8 protein-coding genes are annotated in these 12,853 nt (G+C 53.1%); 6 read left to right on the forward strand and 2 right to left on the reverse strand.

Going from position 1 to position 12,853, the window contains the following annotated elements; all coding sequences use genetic code 11:
* Positions 1 to 389 precede the first annotated feature (389 nt).
* On the forward strand, positions 390 to 3,104 hold the full coding sequence (locus tag AB8516_RS10965) for a cation-transporting P-type ATPase (protein ID WP_369160574.1): 2,715 nt from the start codon (positions 390 to 392) through the stop codon (positions 3,102 to 3,104).
* Between the two features lie 77 nt (positions 3,105 to 3,181).
* On the opposite strand, the gene AB8516_RS10970 is transcribed toward AB8516_RS10965, so the two are convergent.
* Positions 3,182 to 4,738 (reverse strand): methyltransferase regulatory domain-containing protein, encoded by a 1,557-nt coding sequence (locus AB8516_RS10970; RefSeq protein ID WP_369160576.1) that lies wholly within the window; start codon positions 4,736 to 4,738, stop codon positions 3,182 to 3,184.
* A gap of 344 nt (positions 4,739 to 5,082) precedes the next feature.
* Between AB8516_RS10970 and rsmA the strand changes: the two genes are divergently transcribed.
* The 3 genes from rsmA (at position 5,083) to AB8516_RS10985 (ending at position 7,846) form a co-directional block, all read left to right on the forward strand.
* Complete coding sequence (gene rsmA / locus AB8516_RS10975) at positions 5,083 to 5,874, forward strand: 16S rRNA (adenine(1518)-N(6)/adenine(1519)-N(6))-dimethyltransferase RsmA (RefSeq protein ID WP_369160578.1); 792 nt, start codon at positions 5,083 to 5,085, stop codon at positions 5,872 to 5,874.
* Positions 5,875 to 6,181: 307 nt separating this feature from the next.
* Positions 6,182 to 7,042, forward strand: coding sequence for a hypothetical protein (locus tag AB8516_RS10980; protein ID WP_369160580.1), 861 nt, complete (start codon positions 6,182 to 6,184; stop codon positions 7,040 to 7,042).
* A gap of 273 nt (positions 7,043 to 7,315) precedes the next feature.
* Positions 7,316 to 7,846 (forward strand): pentapeptide repeat-containing protein, encoded by a 531-nt coding sequence (locus AB8516_RS10985; protein WP_369160582.1) that lies wholly within the window; start codon positions 7,316 to 7,318, stop codon positions 7,844 to 7,846.
* 81 nt (positions 7,847 to 7,927) lie between these two features.
* Here AB8516_RS10985 and AB8516_RS10990 read toward each other — a convergent pair whose 3' ends face one another.
* The gene (locus AB8516_RS10990; protein WP_369160584.1) at positions 7,928 to 8,617 is read right to left on the reverse strand and encodes a class I SAM-dependent methyltransferase; all 690 of its coding nucleotides are present in this window, start codon (positions 8,615 to 8,617) and stop codon (positions 7,928 to 7,930) included.
* A gap of 444 nt (positions 8,618 to 9,061) precedes the next feature.
* Between AB8516_RS10990 and lon the strand changes: the two genes are divergently transcribed.
* On the forward strand, positions 9,062 to 11,452 hold the full coding sequence (gene lon / locus AB8516_RS10995) for an endopeptidase La (RefSeq protein WP_108291834.1): 2,391 nt from the start codon (positions 9,062 to 9,064) through the stop codon (positions 11,450 to 11,452).
* A gap of 114 nt (positions 11,453 to 11,566) precedes the next feature.
* The gene (locus tag AB8516_RS11000) at positions 11,567 to 12,769 is read left to right on the forward strand and encodes an NnrS family protein (RefSeq protein WP_108291836.1); all 1,203 of its coding nucleotides are present in this window, start codon (positions 11,567 to 11,569) and stop codon (positions 12,767 to 12,769) included.
* Positions 12,770 to 12,853 lie beyond the last annotated feature (84 nt).

Genomic DNA, 12,853 nt, shown 5'->3' on the forward strand with positions numbered 1-12,853 from the left:
GGGCGCTGCTGGACACTCACCCAGGTGTGGATTTTCCACCTCTATCCAAGAGCCAGATGGTTGAAGCATTGCCTATTTTCTACAATGTTGTAGCGAAATGAAAGTAAATGTATGCTTCTAATAGTTTGTCTATTTTTTTCTTAGTGTATTACTGCGCCAGCGCTTAAACACAACCTAAACAATATATTTAACCATGCAATAAGACAGTATTTCTGGCGGTCAGACCGGTGTTTATACCAGTGCCGTGGAGCTGAAAATCTCTCTCGAGATTGTCGGTGTTGTGACTAAGACTGACTGCGATTAAATTACCGGTGTAAAGCTACGCGATGCAGTGAAAAAACGAGAATTAAACAGGGCTGATCCTAATATTCCGTCAGCAGGAGACTGGTGTGGATACATTACTTTCCAAACATTGGCATCATTTATCAGCAGATGAAGTCGAGGGGCTTCTGGAGTCCAGCGCGACAAAAGGGCTCGATATCTTTGAGCTGGAGCATCGTCACGCCCATTTCGGTCCAAATCGTCTAACGCCGCAAAAGGGCAAAGGTCCGCTGGAGCTTTTCATTCTGCAATTTCATCAGCCGCTGATCTATATCCTGCTCGCCGCGGCACTCATTACTTTTCTCCTGCAAGAGTGGGTCGACAGCGGTGTCATTTTCGGGGTAGTGCTGGTCAATGCCATCGTTGGATTCATCCAGGAATCCAAGGCGCTGAAGGCCATCGAGGCCCTGGCACAATCCATGGAAGGTTCAGCCACCGTAGTCAGGGCTGGCAAGAAAACCGTTGTTCCCTCTTCTGATGTCGTCCCCGGCGACCTGGTGCTGATGCAATCTGGGGACAAGGTGCCTGCCGACCTGCGTTTGGTGCATTCTCGGGAATTGCAGATCGATGAATCCACTCTGACTGGAGAATCCGTGCCTGTACAAAAGCGGACTGAAGAGTTGGCCCAGGAAACCGTGCTGGCCGATCGTCATAATATGGCTTATTCATCGACCCTGGTGACCCACGGCACAGGTGCCGGGCTGGTGGTTGCCACCGGCGATTCGACCGAGATCGGCCATATCAATGCACTTATTTCCAGTGCCGAGATACTTGCCACACCGCTCACGCGTAAAATCACCCAATTCAGTGGTGTTCTGTTATGGATCATTCTGGTCCTGGCCGGATTGACTATTCTGGCCGGGTGGATGCATGGCGGCTCATTGCTGGAAACCTTCATGGCCGCGGTAGCGCTGGCCGTGGGCGCAATACCGGAAGGATTGCCCGCCGCCATGACTATTATGCTGGCCATCGGCGTCAGCAAGATGGCTAGGCGCAATGCCATCATCCGCCGCATGCCGGCTGTGGAAACACTGGGTAGCACCACGGTCATCTGTTCCGATAAAACCGGCACCCTGACACAGAACCAGATGACCGTTAAGGAGGTTTGCGCCGGTGGCGGATGCTATGAGTTTGCCGGCACCGGCTACGCGCCGGAAGGGAACATTTCCCTCAGCGATTCCGTCATCGACGTCAAAGCACATGGCGTACTGATTGAATGCCTTCGCGCCGGTCTGTTGTGCAACGAATCCCGTCTGATCCATAACGAGAATAAATGGGGAATCGAGGGAGACCCGACCGAGGCCGCCCTGGTTTCCGCAGCACTGAAAGCGGGTCTTACGGTGGATTCCTCCGAACAGGAATATCCTCGTATCGATACCCTCCCCTTCGAGTCCGAACATCACTATATGGCAACCCTGCACCAGACGGCCGCCGAAGCCCACGGTATTATCTACATGAAAGGCTCCGTAGAGAGCATCGTTTCGCGTTGTCAGGACGCATTGGATTCCAATGGAGATCGCACTCAGCTCGATACAGATCTGATCGATCAGCAAGTAGAGGAAATGGCTATACGCGGTCTTCGCGTGCTGTCCTTTGCCAGAAAGATTCCAAGCGCACCTACCTCATCAGTCGGTCACGCTGACGTGAGTGAGGGCCTGACTTTCTTGGGCCTGCAGGCAATGATGGATCCCCCCAGACAGGAAGCAATAAGCTCTGTAAATACCTGTCAGCAGGCAGGGGTGCGGGTGAAGATGATCACCGGTGATCATGTGGTAACTGCTGCATCCATCGCTCATCAGATCGGTCTGGATGGCACCACCAAAGACAATATGGATGATTTTGCGATCAGCGGCCACGCTCTGACCGAACTAACCGATCAGAACCTGGTGGATGCCGCTGGAAAAATCGCAGTATTTGCCCGTGTTACGCCCGAACAGAAACTACGTCTGGTCGAGGCGCTCCAGGCCCAAGGGCATGTCGTGGCAATGACAGGCGATGGTGTCAACGACGCGCCTGCGCTCAAGCAGGCCGATATTGGTGTCGCCATGGGCATGGGAGGAACAGAAGTGGCCAAGGAAGCGGCTGACATGGTACTGACCGACGATAACTTCTCGACCATCGAAGCGGCTGTCGAGGAAGGACGCGCAGTATTCGATAACCTGGTCAAATTCATCACCTGGACACTGCCGACAAACGTGGGGGAAGGCCTGGTAATTCTGCTGGCGGTCTTTCTCGGCGTCGCTTTACCCATCACCCCGGTACAGATTCTATGGATAAACATGACGACTGCCGTACTGTTGGGTTTGATGCTCGCCTTCGAAGATAAGGAACCGGGTATCATGACCCGGCCACCCCGCCGTCCTGAAACACCTGTGATCACCCAGGAGCTGGCCATACGGATCGGGGTGGTGAGTTTGATGCTGGTCGCCGGTGCTTTCGGTCTCTTCGAATGGGTGCTGAGTCAGGGCCAAAGCCTTGAAATCGCAAGAACTGTGGCCATGAACATGTTTGTATTCGGCGAGCTTTTCTACCTGTTCAATTGCCGCTCGCTGCGTTACAGCATGTTTCAGCTAGGTGTATTCTCTAACCGATGGCTTATCCTGGGCGTGACGGTGATGGCAGGGTTGCAGATACTCATGACCTACGTCCCAACAATGAACCTGCTTTTCGGGACCGCGCCGATCGGTCTTGTAGAATGGGGTTTGATACTGGGTGGCGGCCTCGCGATCTATACCGTTGTGGGCACTGAAAAATGGATGCGACGCCTTAAGCATAACGAGTAAAAACACATCAGTATTCGAACTGGGCAAGTTGTTTGGGTCAGTAAAAGAAGCGCCAGTTGAAAGCAAATCCCTTTTACTTATCCGAGCACACCATGTTTTCTAAACATGGCGAGGAGCCGCTCCAAATGATGATCTAAATGGGCTATCAACTCATCGGCGGACAACCTTGAATCGACCAATCCCGCCAAATCACCTTCGGGTTTGAAATCCTCCCACAGTTTATGTAGCAGTTTCTCTTTATCCGTGGACCCATCTATATACCTGACAACACGTGCAGCGAACTGATCCAGATGTATTCCCGCATGATGAATAGTTGGAATATGACCGTCCCCACGCAATATACCCAGGCGAGCTACTGCATCCATCTGCCAATCGGGCAGGCCGACTGTGTCGCCAACCATATCTATTGGTCTTGCATGGAGGATGCCCTTCGCATAAAGCATCAGCATTTCATTGAGCATTTCATTTTCCTGCGCTGCAAAATGATCGCCGCCGTTGCCACGCACCCATTCTGCCGCTCGACTCACTAATTCAGCAAAAGAGACAGGTGTTGGAAAATAGTCTGTCAACAAGGCTATTCCCGCCTTGGTCAAGGGATGGGCAATTTCGTACTTCTGACCTTCCGAATGCTTGAAGGGCGCCGGCTTGTTTCGGCGCAGGTCCAGTTTTTTAGGTGGACGTAAATCAGCTATCCATGCGAAGTTACGTAGCTGTTGTATATCCGGCGAGCGAGAAGGCTGCCTGGCTTTATGACACAGCAGGCTTTGATGAAAACTGCGGTTCAATAAAAAATCTGCCTGTTGCAACCGTCCAATCGGATCGTCAATCATGTTAAGAAATCGTTCAGCCTCTTCTCCCAGGTAGCCGGGAAATTGCATCTCAAGCACAATATCAACGATATAGTCCAGACCATGTTTATTTGCCTCACTGATGAAATCGGTAAGCAACACAGGTTCATTATAGGTTTCCAGATACTCATGATAGAGGTAGCTGGGATGTGCGTTGCGTATGCGCTCTATTTCATCTTTCAAATAGTACAAGAGCGCTTGCTCCGATCCCCCCAATCCCGCATCGAGAAAATCCAGGTAATTTTGAGCGGCATCCAGCCTGGCACGCGGCGATAGGATATCCCGCACCTGATACAGCAGCATATCGCGCAGCATCCCTCGCATACGCCATCCCGGGTAACTGTTATAGCTGATATAAGCCACGCCCTGTGGGCTAAGTAACTGCGAAGAGAGTTCCTTTATCCGTGTACGAACCTCAGGAGGTGACCAGGAATAGACACCATGGGTAATGATGTAGTCGAACCTGAGCCCCTCATCCTGCAGCTCAAGTATATCCGCCTGCCTTATTTCGCAGTTTGCCAAACCAAGCTCAGCAATCCGGGATGACCCTTCCTGCGCCTGTTCAGGAGATAGCTCAATACCCAGAAAATAGCTATCCGGCAAACGCGCTGCCATGGGTATCAGGTTACCTCCGCAGGCACAGCCAAGTTCCAGGACATTGCAATTTGTCGGTGGAACAGAATCAATCCCATACAGACGCGCCAAACATGCCAAATGTCCTGGATGTGTTTCAGGTAAAGGAGTTGATTCGTATGGTATTGCGTCGTAGCTATCAGCAATACTCATGGGTATCTCCTGGGATAAATATTTGGATTGAAGCGATCATCTCATGTCAAACCAATACAAAACGTGTGTCACAGGGCAGATGGAATTTTGAGTGATAATGGAATTGGATTTTAAAAGATTCTATTTTCCATCCAGTTGAAAAAACCAAAATTCTCATCATGAAACACATTTTTTTAAGCGAAACGGTCTGCCAAGGCCGGAATTAATGATGTCCACCCCGACAATAGCACCAATACAACTTTCAAAGCGACATGCAATCACCCCACACCCGGATCTGACGTGGTGATATCATTGGGCTCATCCAATTAGCCGAATTTTGACTGACTGAAAGAACGAATAAACGCATGGTTAATCCACCAACACACAGGGCCAGAAAAAGATTCGGCCAGAACTTCCTCCACGATCCCGGCATCATCCAGCGCATCGTTCAGGCCATCAATCCGCAACCGGGTGACAACCTGATCGAGATCGGGCCCGGACAAGGCGCCATTACCACGGAGCTACTGCCTATGATCGGCCGTATGCACGCCGTCGAACTGGACCGCGATCTGGTGACACCGCTGGCAGAGCATTGCGCCTCGCTGGGTGAATTGCGGATCCACAATACAGACGCCTTGAAGTTCGATTTCACACAGCTGGCGGAGGCGGAGCGACCGCTCAGGGTGGTAGGAAACCTGCCCTACAACATATCCACACCGCTGCTGTTTCACCTCCTGGACCAGGCCGATCAGATCCGCGACATGCATTTTATGCTACAGAAAGAGGTGGTGGATCGCATGGCGGCGAAGCCTGGGAGTAAGACCTATGGTCGCCTGACAGTGATGCTGCAGGCCAGGGCCGAGGTCACATCGCTGTTCAGCATCGGACCCGGCGCCTTCAATCCGCCACCCAAGGTCGAATCCGCCTTTGTGCGTCTGCTGCCGCTGAAACCGCCCCCTTACCAAATCGATGATTGGGATCGCTTCAGCAGACTGGTCAGCCAGGCCTTCTCTCAACGGCGCAAGACGCTGCGCAATAGCCTGGGCAAGCTGTTGACGGCGGACGCCATCACGGCAGCTGGCATCGATCCCGGCAACCGGGCGGAGCAGCTCAGCGTGGCGGAATTCGCCAATCTGGCGAACCAGGCATCCGTATAACAACTAAACGATAACACCTTGGTCAGTCTGTCTGCGTATCGATTGCCCTGGGTAGAAAAACCGGTTGTCCAAACTCAACTGAGTCAAATCCGATTTTCAATATGCACTTGGAACAAGACAGGGAAATTGAATACAGTGAATGTCACCGATCGGTCAACCCGGCAAGGCCATAGGTAATATTCACCACAATAATGTGACATTCTGTGTCAGGCTATCGAATACACAACACCCTGCCAACCGGTCAATAGCGTTTGTCTATACTCTGGTCATACTGCTCAGAATAAACAAATCAAGACATGGAAGTACTATGAAAATCACCACGCTGATTATAGAGACACTCGGCAACCATATTGAGGAAACCTATCTTAGCCTCTACGGTCCACAGGAACCGTTGTATCCCAAGGCCCTCAATTCCGCCGCACGCATGGTACTGGAACTCATAGCAAACAGCGACGCCCTGTATCACGATGTCCACCATACAGTGCAGGTCACACTGGTTGGCGAGGCGATTCTGCGGGGTCGCCACATGGTCAAACGCGTCAATCCTGACGACTGGCTGCATTTTATGGTGGCCTGCCTGTTGCACGACATCGGATACGTCCGTGGGGTTTGCCCCGGCGACTCCGATACAGCGTTTGTCATCGATGCAGAAGGAAACCGCATTACGCCACCGCGCGGCGCCTCCGATGCCTTTCTCACACCCTATCATGTCGACCGCGGCATCCTCTTCGCCAAGAACCGCGGGAAAGATGTACCCTATGTCGACACCGAACGCCTGGCACGCGCCATTGAATTGACGAGATTTCCTGTTCCGGACTCGGCAGACCATCAGGAAACTGATACAGAGGCCGGTCTGGTTCGTGCAGCCGATCTCATTGGCCAACTTGGTGATCCCGACCACATGCGCCGGTTGTCAGGACTCTACTACGAGTTCGTTGAAACCGGGACTGCCGAAAGACTTGGCTATTCCAACGCCGCCGATCTTGCGGAGGATTATCCGGTCTTTTTCTGGAACAAGGCGCAGCCCTATCTGAAAGACGCCTTGCGCTACCTTCAGCTGACCCAGGAAGGCAAGCAGTGGATTGCGAATCTGCATTCACACGTGTTTGCCGTGGAACACAACCAGTTTTACCTGGGGCCGTTCAGCGGTAAGAAGACTACAGATTAGAATTATCTCATCCAACCGCAGATGGTCTGCCGGTTGCTCGCGGCTTCGCCGCCAAATGGCTTGATACAGCGACCGCTCGCTATCGGCTGAGAGTGACGGCGACATGGAGGTTCGTTCAGGCGTAGAAGCGGATGCTAATTGTCATAAGTCAAACACATCATAGACGCACTATACAGAATAGGATGCCTGACCTACCCTATCTGAATCAGGTTACTCCTATCGCGACCCTGCAGTAGATACGCGATATCTAACTCTTAACCGGGGAGCGAAGCCATGCGCCAGACAAAACATTCCATTCCCTTAATCCTGAAGGGTTTTTTCCTGATATCCAGCTTATTGCCCCTATACGCGAATGCCTGGACCGACGACATCACCGAGACGGCCTATGTCAATACCGTCTGCGAACTGACACCTGAAGCGCAGTGTTCCTGGGCCATTCTGATCGATCTGGAAGCCCCCGGGGTGGATATGCATGAGTCCTCCCTTGCATCCGCCCGTCTCGACAGATCGAATTTCGAACGGGCCAACTTCTCACGCGCGATATTTCAACTGGCCAATCTCAAAGACACCAATCTCATGCTGAGTAATTTGGAGCACGCACACATGCACGGCGTCAATCTGCAGAACGCCAATCTAATGTTTGCCAATCTGAGCGGCGCCAGCCTTTTCGATGCCGACTTGAGCGGAGCAGATCTGCGGGGAGCGAATCTGGTAGGAGCCATCCTGATAAAAGCCAAACTCGATGGTGCAACCTGGACTGACGGCCACATCTGCGCAGAGGGCTCTATTGGAGAATGCAAATAGCTCAATCGTAGCGACATCAATCACTTCGGCTCAACATTCAGAGCCGCACCCTTTCGACTCTGATCGATTGAGCCGGTCGGATTACCGCGGTGTGGCAACCATGGAGACTTCCTGTGCCGGCTTCAAGGTATGCGCGGCCCATCTGATCAAGCGAAATCCTGATTCGCCAAACCCCAGCCGTTGCGCCCAATTGGCCGCAAAGCGATCGTAGCCAAAACGGCGCACGCCGCTTGAAGCGATTTCGAATCCACAATCATTCACTAGATTACCCAATGTCTGTACATTCCATGCGTACAGATGATGGTTGGGTTCCTGCGGATCGTATTTCCGATAGCGCTTCTCTTTTTCATAGGGAACGAACAACAACAGCTTGCCATCATCTTTCAGCAAGCGACGTATCTCCGCCAATACGTCAATCGGTACAGGGACGTGTTCAAGCACATGGTGACAAACCATCACATCCACTGAGTGGTCCGACAGGGTGGATGTATCGGAGACGAACTCGATACCCTGCCTTTTCAGCATAGGCTCCAGATGCTGCGCCAGATCGAATCCCAGACGTTTGTGACAATTCAGCCTGGCCATATTCCAGCCAAAGCCGACACCATACTCCATCACCACATCTGACGATCTGACCTGTGGTGCGATCTTCTCATATCTGAGTTGGGCTACCCAGGGAAAGGCATTGTCCGGAATTTCGCGTTTCTTGCCGTGATACTCGCGACCCTGATCACCCTGATAACGCTCTTTGATTCGATCTTCAGTACTCATCTAACAGCCTGGCGACTTCTCCATCAATTAAAATAACTATACCACGGCTACTCCCGATACTCAGGACAAGCACGATTGTGGCAATCCGTCAACCACAGACAATACCGACGATATTTACAATCCCCCTACAAGGTCGCTCGACCTTTGTAGGCTTGCAACTCGGTAAACCGACCCCATATGTTGTAGATCACTGGGATTTTTCGTTGAAATCCGCTCACAAGCGACTAGATACAACATAAAATCAAGAAGCTAACCAGCAAATAGACGCCAATCACCACTATTAAAAAAGCAAATCCGTTGCCACTGTGGGCATTTGCTAGATGTCCACAGATTAAACATTAATATGATTTGTGATATTTAACGGTGATAAGCGCTTATTGAAAGCGAATCTTTCATTCTGTTGTAGATTGATTTCAAAGGGCAATAAATCAAAAAGGTACCGGCATGCAGGAAGAAGAGAACAACCAAGAAGAGATTATTGAAGTCTTGAGCGGACATACCCTGGCACGCTCCAACGAGGTCCTGCCAAACCTGATCCACCTGTTGCCCGTCTCGGCAAGACCCTTTTTTCCCGGCCAGGCGGTACCTTTGCTGATGGATCAGACCCATTGGGAGGAGACCATGGATGCCGTGATGGCCTCACCTCACAATCTCCTTGGTGTGGTGCTGTCCGATGCTGAAACCGCCGAGAGCGCCACCCCGGAGAGCTTCAAGAGCATCGGTACCGTATGCCGCGTGCACCGGGTACAACGGTCCGATAATCGACTGCAAGTATTGGTGGAGTGTCTGCAGCGTTTTCGTATCGATGAGATTGTTCACTCACAGACACCGTTCACCGCCCAGATCGAATATTTGCCCGAACCGGCCAGCGACAGCAAAGAGATCAAACCTTACGCAGTCGCAATCATCAATACCATCAAGGAGCTGCTGCCCCTGAATCCGCTCTATGCGGAAGAGCTGCGCATGTTCCTGGACCGCTTTGGACCGGATGATCCGTCCCACCTGACCGATTTCGCCGCCAGCCTCACCACATCGGATAAGTTCCAGCTCCAGGCGGTACTGGAGAGTATCGAACTCCTGCCCCGCATGGAGAAGGTACTTGAACTGCTGCATCGGGAACTCGAGGTGGTCAAGGCTCAGGCATCGATCCGCAAGACCGTTGAAGAGCGGATGGAGAAGCAGCAGCGGGAATTTCTGCTGCGCGAGCAGCTGAAGGCGATCCAGCAGGAGTTGGGGATAGAGAAGGATGACCGCACGGCAGAGCTGGATAAGTTCCGCGAACGCATAGAGAAGCTGACCCTGACCGAACAGGCCCAGGCCCGGGTCGAAGAGGAGATGGACAAACTTGCGGTGCTCGAACCCGGCTCACCGGAATACTCGGTAACCCGTAACTATCTGGACTGGATCACCCTACTGCCCTGGGGTGTGCATTCAGAGGACAAACTCGATCTGCAGTTCGCCCGCAAGAACCTGGATAAGGATCACTACGGCCTTGAGGACGTAAAAGAGCGCATCCTGGAATTTCTCGCCCTCGGCATAATGAAGGGTGAGATAGCAGGTTCGATCATCCTGCTGGTGGGCCCACCCGGGGTCGGCAAAACCTCCATCGGTCATTCCATTGCAGATGCCCTTGGGCGGAAGTTCTACCGATTTTCAGTGGGCGGCATACGAGACGAGGCGGAGATCAAAGGCCATCGCCGCACCTATATCGGCGCCATGCCGGGTAAATTTCTGCAGGCGATGAAGGATGCGGGGACCGAAAATCCGGTAATCATGCTCGATGAGATCGACAAGATCGGGGCCTCCTATCACGGCGACCCGGCCTCCGCATTGCTGGAAGTGCTCGACCCCGAACAGAACAGCGACTTCCTCGACCACTATCTGGATCTGCGTTTCGACCTTTCGAAAGTGCTCTTTATCTGCACCGCCAATCAACTCGATACCATTCCCAGACCCCTGCTCGACCGAATGGAAACGATCTCACTCTCTGGCTATATCGCCAGTGAGAAGTTGCAGATCGCCAGAAAATACCTGTTGCCACGCCAGCTGAAACGCGCGGGACTGAAACGCAGCGACCTGAAACTCAACAGCAGCATCCTGCGCGCCATTATCGAAGGGTATGCGCGGGATGCCGGTGTGCGCCGGCTGGAGAAGCAGATCGGAAAGATCGTTCGTAAGGCGGTGGTACGAATCCTCGAGGGAGGAAAGAAGCCGATCGAGGTGACGCTGGAAAATCTGAAGGATTACCTGGGTGGCCCCGTATTCAAGGATGAGCGCAATCTGAGCGGTGCCGGGGTGGTGACCGGCCTGGCCTGGACCGCCATGGGTGGTGCTACTCTCAATATCGAGGCCGTCGCCACTCATGAATTCAATCGCGGCTTCAAGCTCACCGGCCAGCTGGGCGATGTGATGCGCGAGTCGGCCGAGATCGCCTACGGTTACATCGTCAGCCATGCGGCAGAATTCGGTGCGGAACAGGCGTTCTTCGAAAAGGCCTTCATCCATCTCCATGTGCCGGCGGGAGCCACCCCCAAAGACGGCCCCTCCGCCGGCATTACCATGGCCTCGGCACTGCTCTCCCTGGCGAGGAACAAACCGGTCCGCAATATCGCCATGACCGGTGAGCTGACATTGACCGGACAGGTCTTCCCGGTGGGCGGCATCCGTGAAAAGGTGATCGCCGCACGGCGTGCCGGTATTCGGGAACTCATCCTGCCGGAAGATAACCGCAGCGACTATGAGGAGGTGCCCGAACACATTCGCAAAGGACTCAAAGTCCATTTCGCCTCGGTGTTCGAAGACGTGGTGCCGCTGCTGTTTCGCGGTAAAAAGTGAACGACCTCTTCTGTGCGGCAACAGATATGGAAAATCGTCATTGATACACATCAAGGTTGCATATCGATCAGCGGATTAGGGTACGCCTGAAAATCGATTCGAGGTAGACAAGATATGGGATTGATCCCTCTCGGCGAACGTCCCGCACCATCCACGCCACCATCGGGATGGGCGCCATTCGCATTGGGTTTTCGCCCCTTCTTTGCCCTGGCCGGACTATCCGGACTGATTTTAATGGTCCTGTGGATCGGTTTTTGGCACGCAGGCAAGGTGCCCCCCTCTGCCTACTACACGACCATCGACTGGCACAGCCACGAGATGCTGTTCGGATTCACCCTTGCCATCATCGCCGGTTTTCTCCTCACTGCAGTGCGAAACTGGACAGGCATCGACACCCCGACCGGGAAACCGTTGGCATTACTGGCACTGTTGTGGTTGCTGGCCAGATTGGTACCGTTCGTTCCGTCTATCCCTTCATGGCTGGTCGCACTGACCGACCTGCTGTTCATCCCGGCATTGATCTACGCCCTCTATACACCACTGACGAAGGCTGAGAATCGCATCAATAGACTCTTCCTCCCCTTGCTGGCAGCGATGGCTTTGGCCAACCTGCTTTACCATTTACAAGGACTCGGAGTGACCTCCACGGGACCGCGGGGACTCACCCTGATGCTCAATCTGGTCCTGCTGCTGCTGATTTTCGTCGGCGGAAGAGTGTTGCCCTTTTTCACCGAAAAGGCGGTCAATGGCGCAACTCCCCGGTTCAACAAGCAGCGGGAGCAGTTTGTCTATGCTGTCTTCATCCTCTGGACCCTGGGAGAGCTGCTGCTCCCCCAATCAGGATTGCTGTTTCCTCTTGCGTTTGGCGTGGCGGCCACCCAGGCCTGGCGTCTCGCCGACTGGTACCACCCCGGTATATGGCGGCGGCCGATCCTGTGGGTGTTGTTCAGCGGACTGTTCTGGCTGACACTCGGCTATTTTCTAAAGGGCTTGTCCCTGCTGAATCTGTTCCCCGCCAATCTCGCCATCCATGCCCTCACGGCAGGCGCCATTGGTGTCTTCACCCTGGGTATGATGGCCAGAGTCGCTCTGGGACATACCGGCAGGGAGATCGAACCCAACAAATTCATCACCATTGCATTCATCCTGATCAACCTTGCGGTGATCATAAGGGTATTTCTGCCGGTGACAGGCCTACTCGGGTACGAAACCTGTATCGGCCTATCCGGCTCCCTGTGGGCACTCTGTTATCTGCTCTTTGTTCTGACCTACCTGCCGATTCTGGCACGTCCGCGGATTGACGGACGTCCCGGCTAAATCTCAGGTTATCTGGCGAATCGCCACTAAAATAGCCTAACACTATCAAGAGTAACTATGTGATAGATTATTAGTTATTGAATA

Source organism: Candidatus Thiodiazotropha sp. LNASS1, assembly GCF_964212655.1.
Taxonomy (GTDB): domain Bacteria; phylum Pseudomonadota; class Gammaproteobacteria; order Chromatiales; family Chromatiaceae; genus Thiodiazotropha.

Coding starts and splice junctions, on each gene's coding strand:
- AB8516_RS10970 (WP_369160576.1), bottom strand. CDS start 4,738: ATGAGTATTGCTGATAGCTACGACGCAATACCATACGAATCAACTCCT.
- rsmA (WP_369160578.1), top strand. CDS start 5,083: ATGGTTAATCCACCAACACACAGGGCCAGAAAAAGATTCGGCCAGAAC.
- AB8516_RS10980 (WP_369160580.1), top strand. CDS start 6,182: ATGAAAATCACCACGCTGATTATAGAGACACTCGGCAACCATATTGAG.
- AB8516_RS10985 (WP_369160582.1), top strand. CDS start 7,316: ATGCGCCAGACAAAACATTCCATTCCCTTAATCCTGAAGGGTTTTTTC.
- AB8516_RS10990 (WP_369160584.1), bottom strand. CDS start 8,617: ATGAGTACTGAAGATCGAATCAAAGAGCGTTATCAGGGTGATCAGGGT.
- lon (WP_108291834.1), top strand. CDS start 9,062: ATGCAGGAAGAAGAGAACAACCAAGAAGAGATTATTGAAGTCTTGAGC.
- AB8516_RS11000 (WP_108291836.1), top strand. CDS start 11,567: ATGGGATTGATCCCTCTCGGCGAACGTCCCGCACCATCCACGCCACCA.